Raw genomic sequence first — 24,009 nt, 5'->3', positions numbered from 1 at the left:
AGCATGTGATGCACAACATTTTCAGGAATACATTATGACCGATAGCGTGGACTCTTCTCGCACCTCTCTTAGTTATCGTGATGCCGGCGTTGATATTGAAGCTGGCAACGCCTTAGTCGATCGCATTAAACCTCACGCAGCAAGAACCCGTCGACCAGGTGTTATGGCTGGTTTAGGTGGTTTTGGTAGTCTTTTCGAACTTCCGGTCGATAAATACAAACAGCCTGTTCTAGTCTCCGGCACCGATGGCGTGGGCACTAAATTACGTCTGGCGATCGAATCCGGTATCCACAATACCATCGGCATTGACTTGGTGGCGATGTGTGTCAACGATATCGCTGTATTGGGCGCAGAGCCTTTATTCTTCCTCGATTATTATGCAACGGGAAAACTGGATGTCGATATTGCAGAGTCTGTGGTATCTGGCATAGCTGAAGGTTGTTTGCAGGCTGGAGCCGCGTTAGTCGGTGGTGAAACAGCTGAAATGCCTAGCATGTATGAAGATGGCGATTATGATTTAGCAGGCTTTTGTGTCGGTGTGGTTGAAAAAGAAGCCGTTATCGATGGTTCAAAAGTCGCTGCTGGGGATAAACTCATTGGTCTCGCCGCTTCTGGTCCACATTCAAATGGGTATTCACTCATCCGTAAAATTCTTGAACGTAGCGGTCAATCCTTAAGCTCGGCATTTGATGGCGCCACTTTAGGTGAAAAATTATTAGCGCCAACAAAAATTTACGTGAAATCGCTATTACAGCTGAATGAAAAAGTCAGCATTCATGCGTTATCACACATTACCGGTGGCGGTCTGCTTGAAAATATTCCACGCGTTCTGCCAGAAGGTGTGAAAGCGGTCATTGATGCCAGTAGTTGGCAGCGTCCTGCTGTGTTTGACTGGCTGCAAGAAAATGGCAACGTTACAGATAAAGAAATGTATCGCACATTCAATAATGGGATAGGTATGGTTATCGTGGTTGCAGAGAATGATGTGTCTGAAGCTTTAGCGGTGTTGAACAGTGCTGGTGAACAAGCCAGTTTAATTGGTCAAATTGAAACAGCAAATGCGGCTGACGAACTAGTCGAAATTCAATAATCATGAGTGTGAATGAACCTACAACCCGGCTGGTGATTTTAATCTCCGGCCGCGGTAGCAATATGCGCTCTATTATCGAAGCGATTAATCATCAGCAACTTGATGCTAGGGTAGCTGCAGTTATCAGTAATCGTCCAGATGCAGCGGGATTGGAATACGCCAGTAGCCAATCCATTCCTACCAAGATTATTGATCACAAGGCTTTTGCAGACAGGGAGAGTTTTGACAGAGCCTTAGCTCAGCAAATTGACGAATTTAATCCCGATTACGTGATTTTAGCTGGCTTTATGCGCATTCTTACTGCTGAGTTTGTTGAGCATTATCAAAATAAACTGATTAATATTCACCCCTCTCTATTACCGAAATTCAAAGGCCTTGATACACATCAACGCGCTATTGATGCCGGTGAAAAAGAACATGGAGCCAGTGTACATTTTGTCACTGCAGAACTGGATGATGGTCCGGTCATTATGCAGGCCAAAGTCCAGGTTATGCCTGATGATTCAGCACAAACACTTGCTGCAAGAGTATTAGAACAGGAACATCAGTTGTATCCTGCTGCCATACAAAAACTGGTGAATGTTAAACAGGACTAATAATGCGACTATTGTTCAGTGTTTTTTTGCTGTTTATTTTTATAAAAGTATCTATTGCGGCAGATATACCGGACTTTTCGGCCAATTATTCAGTGAAGTTGAATGGTATTCAGGCAGGTGAGCTGAAACGTACACTTGAGACAGATGAAACAGGGATCAGACACTTCAGTTCTGTTTCACAAGCCAAGGGCGTATTTTCGTTTTTTAAACCGGATGTCATTGAAGAAACCAGTTTATGGAAAATACACGATAATACCGTACAACCCCAGTTCTATCGGTATCTTCGAACTGGCGGAAAAAAAGAAAAACGCCTGGAAATGAAGTTTGACTGGCCAGATATGACGGTACAGATTGATGATCAGGAACATCCCTGGCAGCTTCATCTTGAACCCAACACCTTGGATAAACTCGTTTATCAAATCAGCCTGATGCGGGATTTAGCCAAGCATGAAGGTGATCACATCAACTATCGTATTGCTGATGGCGGCAAATTAAAAACCTATCAGATCCGTATATTAGGCCAGGAACGCATCAAAACACCGCTGGGTGAAATTGATGCGGTTAAATTAACCCGGCACCGTGACAAAGATAATGATCGTGAAACAACACTCTGGTGTGCTCCTTCCCTTTCCTATTTACCAGTAAAACTGGAACACACCGAAGATGGCACCACCTTTACTGCAGTCCTTCGCCGACTCACCGGCATGGATTATCAGCATGCATTCATTAATAATAACGCGACAGACACTGTAAATGCCCATGACTAAAAAGTCTTTTAAAGTGCTTAATCAGAAGACCGTATACAAAGGTTTCTTCAGCGTAAAAAAATATACACTGCAACATACGCTTTATCATGGTGGCTGGAGTCAGGTAGTTGAAAGAGAAGTCTTTCATCGCGGCGACTGCGTTGGCGTTTTGCTTTATGATCCGCACCGTGATGAAGTGGTTATTATTGAACAGTTTCGTGCCGGGGCAGTATTGTCGAAACCACAAGAAGATGCCTGGTTACTTGAGATTGTTGCCGGCGCTGTTGAAGAAAATGAAACACCGGAAGAAGTTGCCATCAGAGAAGCTCAGGAAGAAGCCGGTTGTGTTATCACAGAACTGATGAAGGTCAGCGAGTTTTATACCTCACCCGGCGGCACCTCTGAATGCCTCACTTTATTCTGTGGCAAAGTCGACACCAGTGAAGTGGGTGGCGTTCATGGCCTTGCTGAAGAAGATGAGGATATCGCTGTCAGCGTTGTTACCTTTGAGGATGCTTGCAAGCTAGTTGAAACTGGGCGCATTAAATCAGCGATTCCACTTATTGCTATTCAGTGGTTACAATTAAACCGCGATAAACTTCGCCAGCAATGGCAATAAAATCACTCATAATTCAAAGGTTCACTGCCCGCTCGCTGACGTAGCCAGTCAATAGAACGTCGAATATTTTTTTGTTGGATTAACCATTTTTCCAGTCGATATTTTCCTGGAAAATTAAGGCATATAAGACCGATAAATAACGTCAATAATCCCTGTCCGGGTAATACCAGCATGGCCAGGCCCAAAATGACTAAAACAATTCCCAGGCAATTTTTCAGGGTGATAAGCACTGTTCTGATGATGATATGTTGATCAGCCCAAGGCGTTTTATGTCTCTTTTCTGCTGAGAAATAGTCGGCGGGCATCCTGACGATCAGATAGGGAATAAAAACTAAAGAAGCAACAAAACTGAGTATGGAGATGATTCCCAATGACCATAACCACGTTTCATTGCTCCATATTGTTTTGATCAGCTCTTCCATTAGATTACTTGTTCATCTAAGCAATCGAACTCACGTTGTACTTAACCTGCATTTGATGCGATGCTCCTGGCGCAATAATCACGCTGTTCGCTATGGCATTTGCCGTTTCAACACAGATAAATTGCTGGTAGTCACTGGCATCCATGTCATTCAGTAAAGAAGCTCGCGTCCAGGGATTCCATACAACGATATTTTCTGCCCCACTCTGTTCGATATTAATTTGTCGATTCAAAACTTCGTCAATAATCTGAACACGTGCAGGAGATGCCAGATAAACACGATCTGTTTCAGCAAAGGGGGTAATGTCACCGACTTGGGTGTGCTTAGAAAAGTCTAATGTTTTGTCCAGGTAATCCAGACCATCTAACCCCACCACCGTGGTTTGCGAAATATCTCCCACCTGAAAATACGTGTGTAGGGCTTTTGAAATACTAAACGGTATTTCGCCTCTGTTTTCAGTTGTCAGAGAAATATCCAGCTGCTCACCGATAACAATTTTCTTACGCAGGCGGAATTCATTCGGCCACCATTGTTTACTGGTCGCTGTCGATTCCAGACCCAGGGTAATTTCGACAATGTCATCATGTAACTGACAGTCCAGCACATTCCATAATAAATTACGGGCAAAACCATGTGCCTGACGACCTAAATTACCAGGGTCTTCGCCAAACCATGGCCAGCAAACGGGTACACCACCACGTATCGCTTTGCCTTGCTGATAAATGGCTTTTTCACTTAAGTAAAAAAGATCGTGTTCCATTCCATTTGATTTATATGACAATATTTGCCCGCCATAAAGGGCAATCGTCGCAGAAGCTTTTTTCGTGGCTACTTCAATGATGGGCATTCCTGATTGCCCTTCAACAAAGCACACTTCAGCTTCTTTACCAAACAGACGATTAAGTGTTTCTAAATCCTGCATATTCACTATTCCAAACGAAAAAACGGGCTTACGCCCGTCTCTCCATAGACAGTATAGTCATTCACTATAAGGAAAAACCCTTATTAGTGATGATGACCGCCCTCACCATGAACATGGCCGTGCTCAAGTTCTTCTGCACTGGCTTCACGAACTTCACGGACAGTTACATCAAAATTCAGGTGAACGCCTGCTAAAGGATGATTACCATCAACTGTCACTGTGTCATCTTTAATGTCGACAACAGTTACCAGAACCGGTCCCTGCTCTGTTTCAGATTGAAACTGCATGCCAACCTGAACATCATCAACACCGCTGAATAGTTCACGTGGTACGTCTTGCTTTAACTCTTCGTGTCTTTCGCCATACGCTTTGGCTGGTTCAATACTTGCTTTGACCGCATCGCCCGCTTCTTTGCCATTCAGCGCATCTTCCAGACCAGGAATAATATTACCTGCACCATGAAGGTAAGCTAACGGGCCCGCTGCTTCCGAGCTATCGATGACACTGCCATCGTTATCAGTCAGGGTATAGTCGATTACTACAACAGTATTATCTGCAACTTTCATTTAGATTCCTCACTTACATGTTTTGGATTACAGCTGCAGCATAATCACTACAACTTATTGATGTTCTCGCCATACAACTGAATCAATCTGAAGTTCAGTTTGTCTTGGTTTTAAACATCAACAGCTATTATTGTCATCAATACGACTCAAGTACGACGTTACTAATAGCTGTTCGCTAATAATTTCAGATATGAATCCATCCGCTTTTACTAGCCTGCGCTGGTATAGTATCAATACCTTGCTAACTAATAAAAGCCATCATCAGCTTAATTTTTTATCATCAAGAACAGACTTAACAGATGTTAGACAAAACTTGACGTTATGTTGTCATTACATCGCTAAGTGCATTAAACAATACATTCTACGATAAAAAAAGTTGAGTATTTTATCATTAAACTCCTTCACACACTAATTATGACGAAGCTGATCCTATTTAATAAACCCTATGATGTTCTCACCCAATTTACTGATGAGTCAGGTCGAAAGACGTTAAAAGACTATATCGACATTGACGAGGTCTACCCTGCCGGCCGGCTGGATCGGGATAGTGAAGGACTGGTTTTATTGACCAACGATGGTCAACTACAGCATCAAATAGCCAATCCCAAATTCAAATTAGAAAAAACCTATTGGGTCCAGGTGGAGAATATTCCTGATTCAGCGTCACTGCAACAGTTGGTTTCAGGCGTAAAACTGAAAGATGGGATGACGAAACCTGCGAAAGTACGCTTGATTCAACCACCTGATATTTGGGAAAGAATACCGCCTATCCGTGAACGAAAAGCCATTCCTACACAGTGGCTGGAGCTCAAAATCACTGAGGGCCGAAACCGACAGGTAAGGCGGATGACAGCTGCCATCGGCCACCCGACACTTCGGCTTATCCGCGCGGCTATTGGTCCATGGCAATTAAATGATCTAGAACCGGGGCAATGGTGCTCCGTTAATGCCAATGACGTGATAAAATGGCGGGATGATTTGGAAGCCTCGAACAACAGTCGCCGCCGTAGTCGAACAGAACGATCGATTCCTTCTGGTCGAAGAGGAGATCAACGGCAAAATGACCTTAAACCAGCCAGCCGGCCATCTCGAACCAGACGAAAGTCTTATCGACGCAGTGATTCGTGAGACAAAGGAAGAAACCGCCTGGACGTTTCATCCGCAATCACTGGTCGGGATTTATCGCTGGATTCACCCTCGTAAAGGGGAAACGTATATTCGTTACTGCTTTTCAGGAACAGTGACCGATCACGATCCAAACCAGGCGCTGGATGATGATATTTATCAAGCACTCTGGTTACCTTTTGATGAGATACGCCGCAGACAAGCGGATCTGCGTAGTACACTTGTAACCGATTGTTTCCAAGACTATATTGATGGCCACCGCTATCCTCTGGATATTTTACGTAATTAAATATGAGTAATGATAATAAAGTAGTCGTCGGACTCTCCGGCGGCGTCGATTCTTCTGTAGCCGCATTATTGCTAAAACAGCAATTTGATCATGTTGAAGGGCTGTTTATGAAGAATTGGGTTGATTTTGCAGATGAAAGCGAATGTACCGTTGAAGAAGACCGTAAAGACGCCAGCTCTGTGGCTGAGACAGTTGGTATCCCCTTTCATGAAGCCAACTTTGCCATGGAATACTGGGATTATGTTTTTAAACATTTTCTCGATGAGTATCGTGCAGGTCGTACCCCAAACCCGGATATTCTTTGTAATCGTGAAATCAAATTTAAAACCTTTCTCGATCATGCGATTGAATTGGGCGGTGACATTATTGCCACTGGCCACTATGCAAGAGTTGAAGAACGAAATGGCCAGTTCCATCTCCTCAAAGGTCAGGATCATAAAAAGGATCAAAGCTACTTTTTGTATACTTTGGGACAGGAACAGCTATCACGCACACGCTTCCCTTTGGGTGATTTACCTAAAACAGAAGTAAGACGTATCGCTGAACAAGCCGGTTTTATCAATCACGATAAAAAAGACAGTACAGGCATTTGTTTTATTGGTGAACGCCACTTTCGCGAATTTTTGAGCCGCTACATACCGGCACAACCTGGTGAAATGCGCACACCTGAAGGTGAAATAATTGGTGATCACGCAGGGCTAATGTATTACACCCTCGGACAACGCCAAGGTTTGGGCATCGGCGGGCGTAAAGACAGTACAGGTGAGCCGTGGTTTGTCGCCGGTAAAGATATGGATAATCAGATTCTTTACGTTGTTCAGGGGGATCACCCCTGGTTATGGAGTCAAAATCTGGTCGCTGAAGAACTGTCATGGGTGGCGGGTCATCCGCCTGAATTTCCTTGTCGGGCAGCAGCGAAAACTCGCTACCGTCAACCTGATCAGGCATGCACCATTACTCAGGATGATAACGGTAACATCCATGTTGAATTTGACGAAAAACAGCGTGCAGTGACGCCTGGTCAATCTGTTGTGTTCTATCTGGATGATGACTGCCTGGGTGGCGGTATCATCGTCTCCACTGATGCACCCGGTATTCATCCATGAGTCTTAATCCGCGTTTACGTGACCGGACAATTGCCATTTCCGCTGTTGTTCAAGCCGCCTCATTAGTTCAACAAGTTGCTGAAACCGGTCAGGTAAACAGTGCTGATATGAAAGTAATGCTGGAAAGCTTACTGGTAGAAAATGCACCTGATACAGAGTCTGTGTATGGTTCAGTCAGTCAATTACGAACTGGAATTGAAGCACTTAATACCCAGCTATCAAAGAAAAAAGACAAAAAAGATGTGACCTTATTACGTTATGTCATCAGTCTTCTTCACCTAGAGCGACAATTAGCCAAGCAGCCGGAAATGCTGGCGTTGATTGATCGTGAAATTCAGCAAGTGCCTGCACAAATTGATTATTTCGGCGATATTATGTCGCCCCAAGTCATCGCTCGTTTTGCCGATATCTATCAACGTACCTTGAGTGAGTTAAAGCCAAGAATTCAGGTCTATGGTGATCCCGGATTTTTACAACAGCCAGACAATATTAACCGAGTAAGAGCCCTACTTCTTAGTGGTATTCGCGCTGCCGTGTTATGGCAACAGAAAGGTGGACGGCGCTGGCAGTTTCTATTTCAGAGCGGAAAACTACTTAGTGCTACTGAAGCACTATCGCGTGAAGTCTAGCTAAAACGGGCTTTAGCCAGCCATAAGAAAAGAATAATCGATAAACCTGAGCCACCAAAAATCATACACATCACTACGATCTGATAATGGGCAGCAGTAATTGGCGATACGCCCGATAAAATTTGTCCGGTCATCATGCCTGGTAAAGACACCAGTCCCACAGCCAACATCGAATTAATCGTAGGAATGAATGCAGCCTGAAAGGCTTCATTTCTAGCGCTCAGGTAATCGATATTTCTTGCAAGTTCAGCTGATAAACGCTCTGCGGCCAGGCTGATACTATTCATCGCATTAGCGAAGATCATCCCCGCTAATGGAATCATATATCGCGGCTCAAACCATGGCGATAACCCGATCACACTCTGTGTTACTAACATCAGCGTCAGCCCGCCGCCCAACAAAATGCTAAGAAAAGCAAGCGGATACAACTGCCGACGTTGAGCCTGAACGGTGCCTAATGCAATCCAGCTGGCTGCACTCACCATGATAAACATCACCAGCATCACTACCCAGGATTGTTCAGCAGCAAATACCGTTGTTAACACATATCCGACGAGTAGCAACTGAATCAACATGCGAATCAGTGCATAAACGGCAAAACCCGCTTTGAGCGACCAATGCAGCATCATCAGCAAAACAACAACCACTGGAATAAAAGCTAGAGTCAGTTGGAAATTCGAAATAACTTGCACCGATGTATTCATGCTTATATTTTCTCAGATATAAAAAAGGCTGTTTTTATCACAAAAACAGCCTTTTTAGTTTAATACGATACGACTAGTAATTAGCTGGCAGCACGTCGATATTCATCCATCTCATGGAAGTTGAGATAACGATAAATTTCTGCCGCCATCGGTTTAATTCCTGCTACCGCTTCAAGATATTCGGCAACGGTGGGTAAACGTCCTATACTGGCCACCACTGCAGCAAGCTCAGCAGAAGACAGATAGACATCGGCATTATTACCCAAACGATTCGGGAAATTACGTGTTGATGTAGAAACCACGGTCGCTCCATCAGCTACCCGAGCCTGATTGCCCATACATAAAGAACATCCTGGTGTTTCTGTACGGGCACCTACACGTCCAAATGTACTGTAAACCCCTTCTTCAGTCAGCTGGTATTTATCCATTTTAGTAGGCGGCGCAATCCATAATTTCACAGGCAAATTACGCATATTTTCCAACACTTTACTCGCAGCACGATAATGACCAATATTAGTCATGCATGAGCCAATAAACACTTCATCAATTTTATTGCCTTGTAATTCTGACAACGGTTTAATGTCATCAGGATCATTTGGACAAGCGAGTAGAGGTTCTTTGATTTCATTGAGATCAATCTCAATCACCGCAGCATATTCCGCATCAGCATCAGGCTCTAGTAATTGTGGATCATCTAACCAGGCTTTCATGCTATCAATACGACGACGTAATGTACGTTCATCCTGATAACCTTCAGCAATCATCCATTCCATCAGCGCCATATTTGAATTTAAAAACTCAATGATAGGTTCTTTGTTAAGACGAACGGTACAACCATTCGCGCTACGTTCAGCTGAGGCATCAGATAATTCAAACGCCTGTTCCACTTTCAGATCAGGCAAACCTTCAATTTCCAGCACGCGGCCATTGAAAATATTTTTCTTACCTTTTTTCTCAACCGTTAATAAACCTTGTTGAATAGCGGCGTATGGAATCGCATTTACCAGGTCACGCAAGGTGATGCCGGGCTGCATTTCCCCTTTAAATTTAACCAGCACTGACTCCGGCATATCCAGTGGCATGACCCCAAGAGCAGCACCAAATGCCACCAGGCCTGAGCCAGCCGGGAAACTAATACCAATGGGGAAACGAGTATGCGAGTCACCACCCGTACCCACGGTATCAGGCAAAATCATGCGGTTTAACCACGAGTGAATAATACCGTCGCCTGGACGTAATGAAACACCACCACGTGTACTGATAAAGTCAGGTAGTTCATGCTGTAACTTAATATCAACTGGTTTTGGATAAGCAGCGGTATGACAGAAAGACTGCATAACCAGGTCAGCAGAAAAACCTAAACAGGCTAATTCTTTTAACTCATCACGCGTCATGGCACCCGTTGTATCCTGTGAACCAACAGTAGTGACCTTAGGTTCGCAGTAACTGTTAGGACGAACGCCATCCACACCACAAGCACGGCCAACCATTTTCTGCGCCAGTGTGAAACCTTTACCGGTATCAACAGGTTCAACTGGGCGTACAAAAATATCAGAGGGAGGTAAGCCGAGTGTTTCACGGGCTTTATCAGTCAGGCCACGACCAATGATTAGTGGAATACGACCTCCGGCACGCACCTCATCAGCCAGTGTGGTTGGACGCATACTGAATTCACTGATGACGTTGCCCGCTTCGTTTAATATCTTGCCTTCATAAGGCAGAATCGTAATAACATCACCTGTTTCCATGTTCTGGACATCACATTCAATCGGCATCGCGCCAGAATCTTCGGCTGTATTAAAGAAGATAGGAGCAATATTGTTACCGAGAATGACGCCACCCTGACGTTTATTAGGTACATAAGGGATATCGTGGCCCATATGCCACAACACTGAGTTGATCGCTGATTTTCTTGAAGATCCGGTTCCCACCACGTCACCGACAAATGCCAGTGGATGGCCCTTTTCTTTCAATTTCTCGATATCACCAATGGGATCATCCATTTTGCTGACAAGCATGGCTTTTGCATGTAATGGAATATCTGGGCGGCTCCAGGCTTCAGTTGCTGGTGATAAATCATCCGTATTCGTCTCGCCCGGGACTTTAAATACCGTTAGCGTGATCTGTTCTGCTAATTTAGGTCGTGAGGTAAACCACTCAGCGTCAGCCCAAGATTGTAATACGCGCTTTGCATAGTCATTGGTTTCAGCTTTTTCAACCACGTCATGATACGCATCGTAAACCATCAATGTTTTGCATAATGCTTTCTCAGCCGTCGCCGCTGTTTCTTCAATATCAAGTAGCTGAATCAATGATTGCACATTGTAACCACCCATCATCGTACCGAGTAATTCAGTCGCCTTTACGGGTGAAATCAAAGCACATTTAACTTCACCTTTTCCGATATCGGTGAGAAAGCCTGCTTTCACATAGGCCGCTTGGTCGACGCCTGGCGGAACTCTGTGAATCAGGAGTTCGAGTAATGCTTCACTGTCATCACTGCCATTTTTGAGTTGTTCGACTAAGGTAGAAACTTGTTCAGCATCAAGTGGTAACGGTGGTAAGCCAAGTTTGGCACGTTCTTCAACTTGCGATTGATATTCTTTCAGCACGTATGTGTACCCCAAAGTTTGAGAATGAAACGGTGACATTTTACCTGAAAGCGTTTAGTACGAGCGAACTCTGCTATAATTTCGCACAAATTTATTAACTAAATCTTTCATCGGAGTATTCATGGATTTAACCGCTTTGACCGCGATTTCACCGGTTGATGGCCGCTATGCCGGAAAAACTGAAGCGCTGCGCCCATTCTTTAGTGAGTATGGACTACTGCGCGCCCGTGTAGAAGTAGAACTTCGCTGGCTACATTTACTCGGTAATAATGCCAGTATTCAGGAAGTACCGAAACTTAGTCAAGAAGCAGAAGCTTTTTTAGATAACATTATTAATAACTTCTCGGTTGAAGATGCTCAGGAAATAAAAAATATTGAGCGTGAAACGAATCACGATGTTAAAGCCGTTGAATATTTCATCAAAAGAAAATTTAAAGACAATGCAGAACTGAACGCCGTCAGTGAATTCGTTCACTTTGCCTGCACTTCAGAAGATATCAATAATACGGCTTACGGCATCATGCTGAAAAATGCTCGTGAGAAAGTGATTTTGCCAGAAATGGATACCGTTATTGCTGCTATCCGTAAGGTGGCACAACAACATACTGATACACCAATGATGTCGCGTACCCATGGTCAACCTGCTTCACCAACCACATTAGGTAAAGAGTTGGCCAATGTGGTACAGCGTCTGGAGCTGCAACGCACCCATGTAGCAGCTGTTTTACTATACGGTAAAATGAACGGCGCTGTAGGTAATTATAATGCTCATTATGCAGCCTACCCTGATGTTGACTGGCCAATGATGGCAAATGCCTTTGTGACAGGACTCGGACTGCGTTGGAATAAATACACAACACAAATTGAACCCCATGACTATATGGCTGAATTATTTCAGGCCATGATTCGATTCAATACTGTGCTGATTGATTTCTGTCGTGACGTCTGGAGTTATATCTCTATCGGTTACTTCAAACAAAAAACCGTGAAAGGCGAAATTGGTTCTTCGACCATGCCCCATAAAGTGAATCCCATCGACTTTGAAAATGCTGAGGGCAATCTGGGCATAGCCAATGCTGTATTTGATCATTTAGCGCTCAAATTGCCTATTTCCAGATGGCAGCGAGATCTGACTGACTCTACTGTATTACGCAACTTAGGCGTAGGTTTTGCACATTCACTATTGTCATACAGCTCAGCATTAAAAGGCATCAGCAAACTTGACCCTGCACCTGAGGTTATGGCCGCTGATTTGGATGCTAACTGGGAATTATTAGCTGAACCAATCCAAACGGTGATGCGTCGTTACGGTATTGAAAATCCATATGAAAAGCTGAAAGATTTAACGCGTGGCCAACGCGTTAATAAAGACATCATGCAAGCGTTCATTGATGGACTTGATATGCCTCAAGAAGCCAAAGATAAATTAAAGGCGATGACACCCGCTAATTATCTTGGCAACGCAGCAGAACAAGCCAAAAACGGTTAAGCATGAGTGAGAGTATCCCGACTGACGATCAATCTATACCGTTCGACAGTCGGGAATATGCAAGCCGCTACACTATCGAACTCATCGAGTCCGCCAGACAGGAAATTTGTTTTTGTGGACCTGAGTTGGATAGTGTTTTATTCAATAATCAAATTGTCGTCGATAAATTAATCGCCTTTATTAACCAAAGCCAGCGCTGCGGTATTCGCTTTTTAGTGCACAGTACTCAGCAAACAACTGCCCAAAGGCATTTACTTATTCCTTTAGCGCAGAGGTTGTCCAGTAAAATTCAAATTCATATTGCAGATAAGCAAGATCAGAAATCTCGTTATATGTATCTATTGATAGATAATAAGGCATTTTTATATTGTCCCAATTCTGCCCGTTACGAGGGTATAGTTGACTTTGATGCTGTACGTCAGGTCAGTAATAGAAAAAAGGACTTCGAGGACATGTGGTCAAGAAGCCAGTTTGATGTGAATACGAGGCGTTTGCAATTATGAAAAAACTCATTCTGACCGTTGCGATACTAATGTTCTGCAAGAGCTTATTTGCAGATTCCGACATTCATACCATCAGCCTGAAGCATCGCTTGGCAAGTGAGGTTGTCGATCAAGTCCGCCCTTTTCTCCCCGAGTCAGCCACGATAAAAGCGTACGACAATATGCTTATTTTGAAGTCTGATCGCGCTACTGTAGCAAATGTTGAACAGCTGATTAAAAAGCTGGATGTTCCTCTGAAGTCTGTTCTGGTCACTGTCTGGCAGACATCTGAACAGCTCAATCATCAGTCTGGTCATCAGGCCAATATCGAACTGTCCACGGAAGAACCCAATGCATCAGTATCAATAAAACAATGGTCAACAAAAGGCAAAGACGATAAAAATAATCGTTATAGCGCGCAAGGTATTGCTGGACAGCCGATTGCTATCAATATCGGTAATGCTAGACCAGAAAAAGACTATCTATACTTCGTTAACGCCAATGGCAATATCGGTTTCGCCTCGAATACACAATATATATCGACCTCAAGAGGATTTATGGCTGTCCCCTTTTTGCTGTCAGATAATAATGTGAAGGTAGAAATACACCCTTTTTTCTCTGACCGTAGCCACGATGGGCAAATTAACAGTAGTAACCTTATCAGCACCGTACATGGCAAATTAGGCCAATGGATAGAAATAGCCTATGTTTCAGAAGATCAGCATGAACAAAAAGAGGGGCTGAAACAGTATCAAACACATCAAGGCCAGCAACAAATTATCTATCTGAAAGTCGAAACATCTTCAAATTAATCACAAGAGTATTTATGGATATCAAAGAAGCGATTCTTACCCGTCGTTCTGTTAAACATTATGACCCTGACCACACAATGACAAAAGAAGAAGTCAGAACATTAATGGAGCATGCGATATTATCTCCAACAGCATTTAATCTTCAGCACTGGCGTTTTATTAATGTTGAAGATAAACAGCTTCGTCAAGAAATCCGCGAAGCCAGTTACGGTCAAGCTCAAGTCACAGATTCGTCGATGTTATTAGTGCTGTGTGCCGATTTAAATGCCTGGGAGAAAGATCCTCAACGCTACTGGCGTCATGCTCCAAAAGAAGTACAAGACTTCATGCTGCCAGCCATTGAAGGTTATTACACCAACCATCATCAGGGGCAGCGCGATGAATGTTTTCGATCTGTCGGCATTGCTGCCAGCACTATTATGTTAATGGCAAAAGGCATGGGTTATGATTCATGCCCAATGGATGGTTTTGACTTTGATAAAGTGGCAAGAATTATCAATTTGCCTCATGATCACGTCATTGTAATGATGATTACAATCGGTAAAAAACTACAGGAAGCACGTCCACGCTCGGGGCAGTTAGAGCTAGATGAAGTCCTGTTTACAGACAAGTTTCCAGACGAAACTAAATGATTGGAGGTGGCGCTTCTGACACACAGTTGCGCCCTTTCCTCTTAGACATATATAAAGCTCTGTCAGCTCGCTGCATGAAACTCTCACTACCTTCAGAGCTAACATAACGTGCCACACCAAATGACATGGTGATAACACCCAGTGACTCCCTGGTATCTTTGCGCTGTATACGTTTAGAAGCAATTTCCTGACGAATATTTTCAGCAACATTTTTTGCATTCTGCAGACTGGTATTCAGTAGGACAATGGCAAATTCCTCACCACCGTATCTTGCAACAAGATCACGTCCTTTAACACTATCTTTTAATGCATTCGCCACCACACGCAGCACCTGATCACCGACCAAGTGCCCATGTTTATCATTAATATTTTTAAACATATCAAGGTCGGCGAAGATAATGCAGACATCCAGCCCGGAATCATCTGCATCATTGGTGACTTTGCTTACCACATCATCAAAGGCTTTACGGTTAGCTAAGCCTGTCAATGTGTCTGTTTTTGCTTCTTGCTTAGAAACGTCAAACTCTTTCTTGAGTTTTTCTACCTCAGTCATCGCAGTATTTAAACGCTCAGTCAGCAACTCACCACTATTCATCGCCTGCCGTGTTTCAGCGAGAATATCATCGACAATCTGATGAATTTCTGCAGCAGACATATCACGGTTAATCCGACTCATTAGATCGTTTAATCGCTGATTCGTTTTATCCGTATGCATGACACTGCTATAGATAAAATTAATGACTTCTTTCAGCAAGCGCGCCAATTCAAGACGCATTTGATAAACTTCTTCACGCTCTTTTTCTATATTGAAAAATCGCTTGAACAGGGTCTTGCATTGACTCTCACTTAATAGCGGCGTTTCTTTCACCATATCTTGGATAGACAGCGAAAGCTCTTGGTTACCACCAGATACATGCTCATACCAGACCGTATAATTATCTGGTGTCATTGGCACTCCATGTTTGCGCATCAGAGGCAATGCAAGCCGCATATATTCTGCGGCTTTATCAGATAATTCATTGTAGTCCATGCTTAAAGCCTGCGTGAGGTTTGTTAGACCTTACGCTTTGCCTTCCCAGCAATTTTCAGACGCAAGGCGTTCAATTTGATGAAGCCTTCAGCGTCCTTTTGATTATAAGCACCGGCGTCATCTTCAAACGTTGCAATTGACTCATCAAACAAGCTATCCGTATCTGACGCACGACCAACCACAGAAACATTACCCTTATATAATTTGATACGTACTTTACCGTTAACTGTTTGCTGTGATTCATCAATCATTTTCTGAAGCATCACACGCTCTGGTGCCCACCAGTATCCGTTATAGATCAGCGAGGCATAACGTGGCATCAATTCATCTTTAAGATGTGCAACTTCTCGGTCCAGCGTTAAAGATTCAATAGCACGGTGCGCTTTCAACATTACTGTGCCCGCAGGTGTTTCATAACAACCTCGAGACTTCATCCCGACGTAACGATTTTCAACAATATCCAGGCGACCGATACCGTTTTCGCCAGCAACTTTATTCAAATACGTCATCACAGTCGCAGGCGACATTGCTTCACCATTAATTGCAGTGATATCACCTTTTTCGTAGGTTAATTCAAGATAAGTTGCTTTGTCTGGCGCATTTTCTGGTGACACAGACCAACGCCACATAGACTCTTCAGGTTCAGCCCATGGATCTTCCAAAATACCGCCTTCATAGGAGATATGTAACAAGTTCGCATCCATCGAATAAGGCGACTTTTTACCTTGTTTCATTTCTACTGGAATACCGTGCTGTTCAGCGTAATCAAGTAGCTTTTGACGAGACAATAAGTCCCATTCTCTCCAAGGTGCGATAACTTTAATGTTAGGGTTCAAGGCATAGGCACCAAGTTCAAAACGGACTTGGTCGTTACCTTTACCTGTAGCACCATGTGAAACCGCTTCAGCACCGGTTTGATTAGCAATCTCAACCAAACGTTTTGCGATCAATGGACGTGCGATGGAGGTGCCTAATAAGTATTCGCCTTCATAGATGGCATTCGCACGAAACATTGGGAAAACGTAATCACGCGCAAACTCTTCACGTAAATCTTCAATGTAAATTTCTTTGATACCTAGCGATTTTGCTTTTGCTCTGGCTGGTTCAACTTCTTCACCCTGCCCAAGGTCAGCTGTGAAAGTAACTACTTCACACTCATATTTATCCTGCAACCACTTCAAAATAACGGAAGTATCCAGTCCACCTGAATAGGCTAAAACGACTTTGTTGATCTTAGACATGGGTGATATTTATTCCTGTAAAAAATTAGCTGACTTAATCCCTAAATCACCATAGTAATAACATCGGCAAGATAGAAATTAACTTGAATAAAAAAGAACGCGTATTGTATCAAAAACCACGGATTGCAAGCACTTCTTTCACGGCTTTACGACCATTTCCTTTACAACTTATTAATCGTGGAGCATCAAGATATCGAAGTCTAAATCCAAGTTTTCGATATAAATCAATAATTCTATCTGTGGCTTGGTTTGATAATAAAACAGGGCCATCATGCTGACTTAACCAAAGTGCGAGCCGCTCTTGATCTTCCCACTTAAAGCCTTTTTGTGAATATTGATGAAAAGGCGTGTCATATGGCGGATCCGCATACACAAAATCCATAGATTCGAGTGGTATTGTTTCGAAATCCTGACAACTGAATTGCCAACGGGACAAAATCGGCTGATAGTCAATAAAACTCTCTAAATAATTAATGGTTTTATAGCGACCGAAAGGCACATTGTAACCACCACTACTGTTAAAACGACATAAACCGTTATAACCCGTTCGGTTTAAGTAATAGAACAATTGTGCTGCACGTGCCGGATTATTTTGTTTAGCATTCAGTTGATTAAATTCATCACGACAATGATAGTAAGCTGATTCATCATTAATGAATGATATATCAACCTCTAGTCCTTCACTTAAATGCTGGTAAAAATTGATTAATGCAGGATTGACATCATTGAGTAACGCACGCTCAGGTGCCAGGCCGAGCGCGACAGAAAGCCCACCACAGAAGGGTTCCACCAGTCTGGATTGCTGATGTTTACTCCAGTAGCGTTTAAGAACGGGTAATAACCAGCGTTTCCCCCCTGCCCATTTGAGTGGCGGTTTTAACGTGGCATCAAAATGGCCCTTGCTCGTCATTAACTCAAATAAAAATAATAGACAAAAAAACGGGTATACCTGTGTAAAACACAGATATACCCCCATTAATTACTGGCTATAGCCAGTTTACACAGGCTTACTTAGAGTGCAATGTCTTGCGTGGAGGCATCAGATCGGTAATCGAACCTTCCGCCATTTCAGCAGCAAAACCTAGTGTTTCAGATAATGTTGGATGCGGGTGAATAGTCAGACCAATATCTTCTGCATCAGCGCCCATCTCTAAAGCTAAAACTGCTTCAGCAATTAATTCACCGGCATTGGGACCGACAATACCAGCACCAATCAAGCGGCCCGTTTCTTTTTCAAACAAGGCTTTTGTCAGACCTTCATCACGGCCAAGACTCAAGCTTCGACCGCTGGCTGCCCATGGGAAAGCTCCTTTGACGTAGTCGATACCTTGTTTTTTCGCTTCATCTTCACTCATACCCATCCATGCGACTTCCGGATCGGTGTAAGCAACAGAAGGAATCGTCATTGGTTCAAATACCGATTTCTGTCCAGCAATAACTTCAGCAGCAACTTTACCTTCATGGGTGGCTTTGTGTGCCAACATAGGCTGACCAACAATATCCCCTATGGCAAAAATATGAGGGACGTTAGTACGCATCTGACCATCTGTTTCAATAAAGCCATGATCAGTCACTATAACACCCGCTGCTTCAGCATTAATCAGCTTACCGTTCGGTGAGCGTCCGACAGCAACCAGTATTTTGTCAAACATAGCTTGTTCAGGTGCCTCTTTACCTTCAAAGGTCACCAATAAACCGTCATCTTTCGGCTCAATATTACTGACTTTTGTGTTCAGGTAAATATTGTCGTATTTTTCCTGCACACGTTTGAGCAATGGTTTTACGATATCTTTATCTGCACCCGGAATCAGACTATCCTGCAATTCAACGACGGTGATCTTTGATCCTAAGGCATCATAGACAGTCGCCATTTCCAGTCCGATAATGCCACCGCCGATGACCAATAATTTCTCTGGTACATCTTCCAGTTCCAGTGCATCGGTCGAATCCATCATTCTTGGATCATCATTTGGAAACACCGGGATTTTAGTGACACGAGAACCGGCAGCAATAATGCAGTTATCAAACGAAATCATTTTCTCGCCATCAGGACCTTCTACTTTCAAGGTGTTTGGACTGGTAAAGCTCCCCTCACCCTGAATGATCGTGACTTTGCGTGTTTTGGCTAAGGCTTTTAATCCCCCAGTCAGCTGATTAACAACACTGCTTTTCCATGATTCTAATTCACGAATATCAATCTGAGGTTTATTGAATTTAACCCCGTGATGCGACATTTCTTCAGCTTCATTAATAATCTGTGCAGTGTGTAACAGTGCTTTAGATGGAATACAACCGACGTTAAGACAAACACCACCAATACGTTCATGGCGCTCTACCATCACAACCTGTTTACCAAGGTCAGCAGCTCTGAACGCAGCAGTGTAGCCACCAGGACCGGAACCCAGCACTAATACCTCGGCATGTACATCAGCATCACCTTTCGGCGCCGCTGCGGGTGTCGGTGCCGTTTTTTCAGCTGCAGGTGCAGTAGCTTTAGTTTCCGTTGCTGGAGCTTTTGAATCCGTGTTTTCACCAGCTGGCTGTTCAGCTTCAAGCGTCAGAATGACATCACCTTTCGATACTTTGTCACCCACAGCCACTTTTAAGCTGACAATTTTACCTTTGGCCGTGCTTGGAATCTCCATCGCAGCCTTGTCTGACTCTAGCGTGATAATGTCCTGATTTTCTTCAACAACATCACCCTCACTAACCAGCACTTCAATGATTTCAACAGCATCAAAATCACCAATATCCGGGACTTTTACTTCTATTTCACTCATAGCAGCACCTTACGAATATCGGACAACATTTGGCTGAGCATCACGGTAAAGCGTGCACCTGCTGCACCATCAATAACACGATGGTCATACGATACAGATAATGGCAACATCAGTCGTGGAACAAACTCTTTTCCATTCCAAACCGGTTTCATTTGATGACGGCTGACGCCCAAGATAGCAACCTCAGGTGCATTGACAATAGGTGTAAAGAATTGTCCACCAATACCACCAAGACTTGAAATAGAGAATGTGCCGCCCTGTAAATCTTTGGCTGTTAATGAACCTTCACGTGCACGGGCACTGATATCACCGAGCTCACCGGCTAATTCAAGGAAACCTTTTTTATCGACATCCTTGATTACTGGCACCATAAGGCCATTAGGTGTATCGACAGCCACACCCAGGTTGTAATAATTTTTCAGGATCAGACTTTCTTTGTCTTCACTAAGTGACGCGTTGAACTCAGGGAATTGTTTCAGACAGGCAACAACCGCTTTCATGATGAAAACTAAAGGTGTGAGGTTAACGCCTTTTTTCGCAGCCATTTCTTTATTTTCTTTACGGAAAGCATCTAACTCCGTAATGTCGGCTTCATCAAACTGAGTCACATGAGGAATATTCAGCCAGCATGCATGTAAATGTTTGCCAGAAATTCTCTTAATTCGAGATAACTCTTGTGTTTCAACATCACCAAACTGTTCGAAATTCACCACAGGTACTGATGGGATACCGCTACCTGTCTGAGCAGGTGCAGCTGCTGGTGCAGTCATGACCTGTTTCACATAGTTTTGAACATCTTCCTTGGTGATACGACCTTTAGGACCACTACCGGTTACAGAGGTTAAAACGACCCCTAAATCATGAGCAAAACGACGTACTGATGGTGAAGCATGTGCACGGCGAATGCCCGATTTATTGTCAGGTGCATAAGGAATAGCTTCCGCTGGAGGCGTATTGGCTGCAGGACTTGCTTCAACCTTCGCTTCCGGTTTCGGCTGCGGATTTTCAGTAGGTGCAGCAGCTGGCTTTTCTGTTTTTTCTTCGGGTTTAGCTTCTTCTGCAGATGAAGCACCAGCACCTTCGGCCACTTCAAGCATAGCGATAACTGTGCCTTCGCTCACCTTATCACCAACGGCTACTTTCATTTCTTTGATGACGCCTGCTTGCGATGCTGGAATTTCCATCATCGCTTTATCAGACTCAACAGTAATGACTTCTTGGTTTTCATCGATGCTATCGCCAACAGCAACAAGCACTTCAATGATTTCGACTGCCTCAAAGTCACCAATATCAGGAACTTTTAACTCAATTAATTCTGCCATTATTTATGCCTTAACTGGGTTGATTGCATCAGCATTAATCTCATACTTCTTGATTGCATCAGCAACCACATCGTATTTGATCTGACCTTCATCGGCTAATGCATGCAGAGTTGCAACCACTACATGATAGCGGTCAACTTCAAAGAAGCTACGCAATGCTTCACGTGTATCACTACGGCCAAAACCATCTGTACCTAATACGGTATAGCTCGCTTTAACCCATGGACGAATTTGTTCTGCATATAAACGTACATAGTCTGTTGCTGCAACCACAACACCAGCTGCATCATCTAAGCATTCAGAAATATAGCTGCGTTTCTTCGGTGCGGTTGGGTTGAGGCGATTGTGACGTTCAACCTCTTGTCCATCACGAACCAATTCATTCATGCTGGTCGCGCTCCACACATCAGCAGAGACTTTCCAGTCTTTTTCCAGCAACTCCGCAGCCGCTTCCACTTCACGTAGAATCGTACCACTGCCCATAAGCTGTGCTTTAAGTTTGTGTTTACCGCCCGTTTTTAATTTATACAGACCTTTGATAATGCCCTCTTCGACACCTTCAGGCATATCAGGATGTTTGTAATTTTCATTCATCGCAGTGATGTAATAGAAGACATTTTCCTGCTTCTCATACATACGTTTCATACCATCATGAACGATAACCGCCATTTCGTAGGCATAGGTTGGGTCATAACTGATGCAGTTTGGAATGGCATTTGCCATCAACAGGTTGTGACCATCCTGGTGTTGTAAACCTTCACCATTGAGGGTCGTACGACCTGCAGTCCCCCCGATGAGGAAACCTTTAGCTTGAATATCACCCGCTAACCACCATAAATCACCTACACGCTGATAACCAAACATCGAGTAGTAGATATAGAACGGCACCATATTAACGTTGTAGTTACTGTAAGCCGTTGCAGCAGAAACCCATTCAGCCATTGAACCCGCTTCATTGATGCCTTCTTCCAGAATCTGACCTTTGGTATCTTCACGGTACCACATGACTTTACCTGAATCTTCAGGCTCATAACGTTGACCAGAAGAGGAATAAATACCGACACTACGGAACAGACCTTCCATACCGAAGGTACGGGCTTCGTCTGGCACGATTGGCACAATATTCTTACCGATCTGTTTATCACGAATCAGTGCTGTTAAGACGCGAACAAACGCCATTGTGGTAGAAAGTTCACGATCACCGCTTGATTTCAGTACGGCATCAAACAGCTTTAATTCAGGAATTTTCAGTGCAGGTGCACTGTTATTACGTTTTGGTAAGAAACCACCCAACTCTTTACGACGTTCCAGTAAATATTTCTTCTCTGGGCTGTCATCTTTAAGCTTGATGAATGGGACTTTATCCACTTCTTCATCGGTTAAAGGAATATTGAAACGATCACGGAATCGTTTCATTTGTTCGATTTCCAGTTTCTTCTGTTGGTGCGTGGTGTTTTGGCCTTCACCGGCTTCACCCATACCGTAACCTTTTACGGTTTTAGCAAGGATAACTGTCGGTTGTCCTACATGGTCTACAGCTCGTTTATATGCAGCGTAGATCTTTCTTGGATCATGACCACCACGACTCAAATGCCAGATATCCTCATCCGTCATGTCAGAAACCATTTCTAACAATTCAGGATATTTGCCAAAGAAGTGTTTACGAACATAAGCACCATCTTTCGCTTTATAGTTCTGGTATTCACCATCAACCACTTCTTCCATACGTTTCAGTAGCAGGCCATTGGTGTCACGAGCTAGTAACTGATCCCAGCCACTACCCCATAAGACTTTAATGACATTCCAGCCAGCGCCACGGAATAAGGCTTCTAATTCTTGTATGATTTTACCGTTACCGCGAACAGGACCATCCAGACGCTGTAAGTTACAGTTAACTACATAGATAAGGTTATCCAGCTTCTCACGACCCGCAAGAGTGATCGCACCTAGTGATTCCGGCTCATCCATTTCACCATCGCCCAGATAAGCCCAGACATGACGGCCTTCTGTTTTAACGATATCGCGATGCTGCATATATTTCATGAAGCGTGCTTGATAGATGGCGAGGATGGGGCCTAAGCCCATTGACACGGTTGGGAACTGCCAATAATCAGGCATCAACCATGGATGTGGGTATGAGGACAGACCTTTACCGTTTACTTCGAAACGGAAATTTTCTAATTGTTCTTCGGTCAGTCTGCCTTCAAGGAATGAACGAGCATAGATACCAGGTGATGAGTGGCCTTGAACAAAAACCATATCTGCACCGTTGCCATATTCATCACCTTTAAAGAAGTGGTTAAAGCCCACATCGTAAAGGGTGGCTGCTGATGAAAAGCTAGCAATATGACCACCGACAGAGCCGGGTTTCATATTAGCTTTCACTACCATCGCCATAGCATTCCAGCGAATATAAGATCTCAGCTTGTGTTCCATCGCCTGGTCACCAGGGATGCGTTCTTGCTGATCAACAGGGATGGTGTTGACGTATGCAGTGTTAGCGCTATACGGGAGATTGATCCCGGTGCGACGAGCCATATCAATGAGCTTCTCAATGATAAAGTGCGCTTTTTCCTCACCACCGGCCTCAATTACAGACTCAAGGGCATCAAGCCATTCTTGAGTTTCCTGTGGATCGTGATCGACAAAATCAGTCATAAATACCTTCTCAAATCATAACGCGATGAATAACAGCGGAACATTGTAACAGTTTTTGTTTGAATTCATGACTCAAACCACTATATACAATGCCACTTGACACAGAATTTAAACAGAAACTTGTTTACTGACTTATG

The 24,009-nt window shown here is 43.7% G+C and carries 23 protein-coding genes; 12 read left to right on the top strand and 11 right to left on the bottom strand.

All coding sequences use genetic code 11. The features are described from left to right. Window positions 1-34: 34 nt before the first annotated feature. The 4 genes from purM to MAMP_RS05080 are packed head-to-tail and all read left to right on the top strand — an operon-like array spanning window position 35 to window position 3,051. Window positions 35-1,090 carry a phosphoribosylformylglycinamidine cyclo-ligase gene (gene purM, locus MAMP_RS05095; RefSeq protein WP_007144920.1) on the top strand — a complete coding sequence of 352 codons (1,056 nt, stop codon included), beginning with the start codon at window positions 35-37 and terminating at the stop codon, window positions 1,088-1,090. A 2-nt stretch (window positions 1,091-1,092) separates the two neighbouring features. After that, window positions 1,093-1,686 (top strand): phosphoribosylglycinamide formyltransferase, encoded by a 594-nt coding sequence (purN, locus tag MAMP_RS05090; RefSeq protein ID WP_007144919.1) that lies wholly within the window; start codon window positions 1,093-1,095, stop codon window positions 1,684-1,686. Window positions 1,687-1,688: 2 nt separating this feature from the next. Next, a complete protein-coding gene (locus MAMP_RS05085) occupies window positions 1,689-2,453 on the top strand; it encodes a DUF3108 domain-containing protein (protein WP_007144918.1) in 765 nt (254 codons plus the stop codon). Further along, the gene (locus tag MAMP_RS05080) at window positions 2,446-3,051 is read left to right on the top strand and encodes an NUDIX domain-containing protein (protein ID WP_007144917.1); all 606 of its coding nucleotides are present in this window, start codon (window positions 2,446-2,448) and stop codon (window positions 3,049-3,051) included. Before MAMP_RS05085 ends, MAMP_RS05080 begins: the two co-directional genes overlap by 8 nt. Window positions 3,052-3,053: 2 nt before the next feature. Here the strand turns inward: MAMP_RS05080 and MAMP_RS05075 are convergent, their stop codons facing one another. The 3 genes from MAMP_RS05075 to slyD all read right to left on the bottom strand — a co-directional run bounded on the left by MAMP_RS05075 (window position 3,054) and on the right by slyD (window position 4,961). Continuing rightward, the gene (locus tag MAMP_RS05075; protein ID WP_007144916.1) at window positions 3,054-3,473 is read right to left on the bottom strand and encodes a PGPGW domain-containing protein; all 420 of its coding nucleotides are present in this window, start codon (window positions 3,471-3,473) and stop codon (window positions 3,054-3,056) included. 16 nt (window positions 3,474-3,489) lie between these two features. Further along, window positions 3,490-4,395, bottom strand: a complete 906-nt coding sequence (locus MAMP_RS05070) for a D-hexose-6-phosphate mutarotase (RefSeq protein WP_007144915.1) — start codon at window positions 4,393-4,395, stop codon at window positions 3,490-3,492. Between the two features lie 83 nt (window positions 4,396-4,478). Next, window positions 4,479-4,961, bottom strand: coding sequence for a peptidylprolyl isomerase (gene slyD, locus MAMP_RS05065; protein WP_007144914.1), 483 nt, complete (start codon window positions 4,959-4,961; stop codon window positions 4,479-4,481). Between the two features lie 414 nt (window positions 4,962-5,375). Between slyD and MAMP_RS05060 the strand changes: the two genes are divergently transcribed. From MAMP_RS05060 to hflD, 4 genes are read left to right on the top strand one after another with little or no spacing between them, the layout of a single operon-like run. Beyond that, window positions 5,376-6,089 carry a pseudouridine synthase gene (locus MAMP_RS05060; RefSeq protein ID WP_007144913.1) on the top strand — a complete coding sequence of 238 codons (714 nt, stop codon included), beginning with the start codon at window positions 5,376-5,378 and terminating at the stop codon, window positions 6,087-6,089. Next, window positions 5,995-6,375, top strand: coding sequence for an NUDIX hydrolase (locus MAMP_RS05055; RefSeq protein WP_237701222.1), 381 nt, complete (start codon window positions 5,995-5,997; stop codon window positions 6,373-6,375). The genes MAMP_RS05060 and MAMP_RS05055 overlap by 95 nt, the downstream gene beginning before the upstream one ends. Window positions 6,376-6,377: 2 nt before the next feature. Further along, entirely contained in the window at window positions 6,378-7,481 is a 1,104-nt protein-coding gene (gene mnmA, locus MAMP_RS05050) for a tRNA 2-thiouridine(34) synthase MnmA (protein ID WP_007144911.1), read from the top strand. Beyond that, window positions 7,478-8,110, top strand: a complete 633-nt coding sequence (hflD, locus tag MAMP_RS05045) for a high frequency lysogenization protein HflD (protein ID WP_007144910.1) — start codon at window positions 7,478-7,480, stop codon at window positions 8,108-8,110. Before mnmA ends, hflD begins: the two co-directional genes overlap by 4 nt. Here the strand turns inward: hflD and MAMP_RS05040 are convergent. Continuing rightward, window positions 8,107-8,814, bottom strand: coding sequence for an ABC transporter permease (locus MAMP_RS05040; RefSeq protein ID WP_007144909.1), 708 nt, complete (start codon window positions 8,812-8,814; stop codon window positions 8,107-8,109). The genes hflD and MAMP_RS05040 overlap by 4 nt on opposite strands. A gap of 80 nt (window positions 8,815-8,894) precedes the next feature. Next, complete coding sequence (gene acnB / locus MAMP_RS05035) at window positions 8,895-11,426, bottom strand: bifunctional aconitate hydratase 2/2-methylisocitrate dehydratase (protein WP_007144908.1); 2,532 nt, start codon at window positions 11,424-11,426, stop codon at window positions 8,895-8,897. Between the two features lie 121 nt (window positions 11,427-11,547). On the opposite strand from acnB, the gene purB reads away from it, so the two are divergent. From purB to MAMP_RS05015, 4 genes are read left to right on the top strand one after another with little or no spacing between them, the layout of a single operon-like run. Continuing rightward, window positions 11,548-12,915 (top strand): adenylosuccinate lyase, encoded by a 1,368-nt coding sequence (purB, locus tag MAMP_RS05030; protein ID WP_007144907.1) that lies wholly within the window; start codon window positions 11,548-11,550, stop codon window positions 12,913-12,915. Between the two features lie 2 nt (window positions 12,916-12,917). Further along, window positions 12,918-13,418 carry a DUF7931 domain-containing protein gene (locus MAMP_RS05025; protein ID WP_007144906.1) on the top strand — a complete coding sequence of 167 codons (501 nt, stop codon included), beginning with the start codon at window positions 12,918-12,920 and terminating at the stop codon, window positions 13,416-13,418. Continuing rightward, window positions 13,415-14,209, top strand: a complete 795-nt coding sequence (locus MAMP_RS05020; protein ID WP_007144905.1) for a secretin N-terminal domain-containing protein — start codon at window positions 13,415-13,417, stop codon at window positions 14,207-14,209. Before MAMP_RS05025 ends, MAMP_RS05020 begins: the two co-directional genes overlap by 4 nt. 14 nt (window positions 14,210-14,223) lie before the next feature. After that, window positions 14,224-14,841, top strand: a complete 618-nt coding sequence (locus MAMP_RS05015; RefSeq protein ID WP_007144904.1) for a nitroreductase family protein — start codon at window positions 14,224-14,226, stop codon at window positions 14,839-14,841. Here MAMP_RS05015 and MAMP_RS05010 read toward each other — a convergent pair. The 6 genes from MAMP_RS05010 to aceE form a co-directional block, all read right to left on the bottom strand. After that, window positions 14,834-15,871 carry a GGDEF domain-containing protein gene (locus MAMP_RS05010; protein ID WP_007144903.1) on the bottom strand — a complete coding sequence of 346 codons (1,038 nt, stop codon included), beginning with the start codon at window positions 15,869-15,871 and terminating at the stop codon, window positions 14,834-14,836. The two genes, MAMP_RS05015 and MAMP_RS05010, sit on opposite strands and share 8 nt — an antisense overlap. 23 nt (window positions 15,872-15,894) lie before the next feature. Beyond that, a complete protein-coding gene (locus tag MAMP_RS05005; RefSeq protein WP_007144902.1) occupies window positions 15,895-17,112 on the bottom strand; it encodes an argininosuccinate synthase in 1,218 nt (405 codons plus the stop codon). A 109-nt stretch (window positions 17,113-17,221) separates the two neighbouring features. Continuing rightward, window positions 17,222-18,022: a DNA adenine methylase gene (locus tag MAMP_RS05000; RefSeq protein ID WP_007144901.1), complete on the bottom strand. Its 801-nt coding sequence runs from the start codon at window positions 18,020-18,022 to the stop codon at window positions 17,222-17,224. A 97-nt stretch (window positions 18,023-18,119) separates the two neighbouring features. Then, window positions 18,120-19,892: a dihydrolipoyl dehydrogenase gene (gene lpdA / locus MAMP_RS04995; protein WP_007144900.1), complete on the bottom strand. Its 1,773-nt coding sequence runs from the start codon at window positions 19,890-19,892 to the stop codon at window positions 18,120-18,122. Continuing rightward, window positions 19,889-21,214 (bottom strand): dihydrolipoyllysine-residue acetyltransferase, encoded by a 1,326-nt coding sequence (locus tag MAMP_RS04990; protein WP_007144899.1) that lies wholly within the window; start codon window positions 21,212-21,214, stop codon window positions 19,889-19,891. Before MAMP_RS04990 ends, lpdA begins: the two co-directional genes overlap by 4 nt. Before the next feature lie 3 nt (window positions 21,215-21,217). Then, window positions 21,218-23,872, bottom strand: a complete 2,655-nt coding sequence (aceE, locus tag MAMP_RS04985; RefSeq protein ID WP_007144898.1) for a pyruvate dehydrogenase (acetyl-transferring), homodimeric type — start codon at window positions 23,870-23,872, stop codon at window positions 21,218-21,220. Between the last annotated feature and the right edge of the window lie 137 nt (window positions 23,873-24,009).

Source organism: Methylophaga thalassica MP (assembly GCF_000214595.1).
GTDB lineage: Bacteria > Pseudomonadota > Gammaproteobacteria > Nitrosococcales > Methylophagaceae > Methylophaga > Methylophaga thalassica.
Note: the sequence above shows the minus strand (reverse complement) of the source record. Positions and strands in the feature narration are given on the sequence as shown.

Coding starts and splice junctions, on each gene's coding strand:
- MAMP_RS05000 (WP_007144901.1), bottom strand. CDS start 18,022: ATGACGAGCAAGGGCCATTTTGATGCCACGTTAAAACCGCCACTCAAA.
- MAMP_RS04990 (WP_007144899.1), bottom strand. CDS start 21,214: ATGGCAGAATTAATTGAGTTAAAAGTTCCTGATATTGGTGACTTTGAG.
- lpdA (WP_007144900.1), bottom strand. CDS start 19,892: ATGAGTGAAATAGAAGTAAAAGTCCCGGATATTGGTGATTTTGATGCT.
- purM (WP_007144920.1), top strand. CDS start 35: ATGACCGATAGCGTGGACTCTTCTCGCACCTCTCTTAGTTATCGTGAT.
- mnmA (WP_007144911.1), top strand. CDS start 6,378: ATGAGTAATGATAATAAAGTAGTCGTCGGACTCTCCGGCGGCGTCGAT.
- MAMP_RS05075 (WP_007144916.1), bottom strand. CDS start 3,473: ATGGAAGAGCTGATCAAAACAATATGGAGCAATGAAACGTGGTTATGG.
- hflD (WP_007144910.1), top strand. CDS start 7,478: ATGAGTCTTAATCCGCGTTTACGTGACCGGACAATTGCCATTTCCGCT.
- MAMP_RS05015 (WP_007144904.1), top strand. CDS start 14,224: ATGGATATCAAAGAAGCGATTCTTACCCGTCGTTCTGTTAAACATTAT.
- MAMP_RS05070 (WP_007144915.1), bottom strand. CDS start 4,395: ATGCAGGATTTAGAAACACTTAATCGTCTGTTTGGTAAAGAAGCTGAA.
- MAMP_RS05080 (WP_007144917.1), top strand. CDS start 2,446: ATGACTAAAAAGTCTTTTAAAGTGCTTAATCAGAAGACCGTATACAAA.
- MAMP_RS05010 (WP_007144903.1), bottom strand. CDS start 15,871: ATGGACTACAATGAATTATCTGATAAAGCCGCAGAATATATGCGGCTT.
- purB (WP_007144907.1), top strand. CDS start 11,548: ATGGATTTAACCGCTTTGACCGCGATTTCACCGGTTGATGGCCGCTAT.
- MAMP_RS05040 (WP_007144909.1), bottom strand. CDS start 8,814: ATGAATACATCGGTGCAAGTTATTTCGAATTTCCAACTGACTCTAGCT.
- MAMP_RS05060 (WP_007144913.1), top strand. CDS start 5,376: ATGACGAAGCTGATCCTATTTAATAAACCCTATGATGTTCTCACCCAA.
- aceE (WP_007144898.1), bottom strand. CDS start 23,872: ATGACTGATTTTGTCGATCACGATCCACAGGAAACTCAAGAATGGCTT.
- MAMP_RS05005 (WP_007144902.1), bottom strand. CDS start 17,112: ATGTCTAAGATCAACAAAGTCGTTTTAGCCTATTCAGGTGGACTGGAT.
- MAMP_RS05020 (WP_007144905.1), top strand. CDS start 13,415: ATGAAAAAACTCATTCTGACCGTTGCGATACTAATGTTCTGCAAGAGC.
- MAMP_RS05025 (WP_007144906.1), top strand. CDS start 12,918: ATGAGTGAGAGTATCCCGACTGACGATCAATCTATACCGTTCGACAGT.
- MAMP_RS05085 (WP_007144918.1), top strand. CDS start 1,689: ATGCGACTATTGTTCAGTGTTTTTTTGCTGTTTATTTTTATAAAAGTA.
- purN (WP_007144919.1), top strand. CDS start 1,093: ATGAGTGTGAATGAACCTACAACCCGGCTGGTGATTTTAATCTCCGGC.
- slyD (WP_007144914.1), bottom strand. CDS start 4,961: ATGAAAGTTGCAGATAATACTGTTGTAGTAATCGACTATACCCTGACT.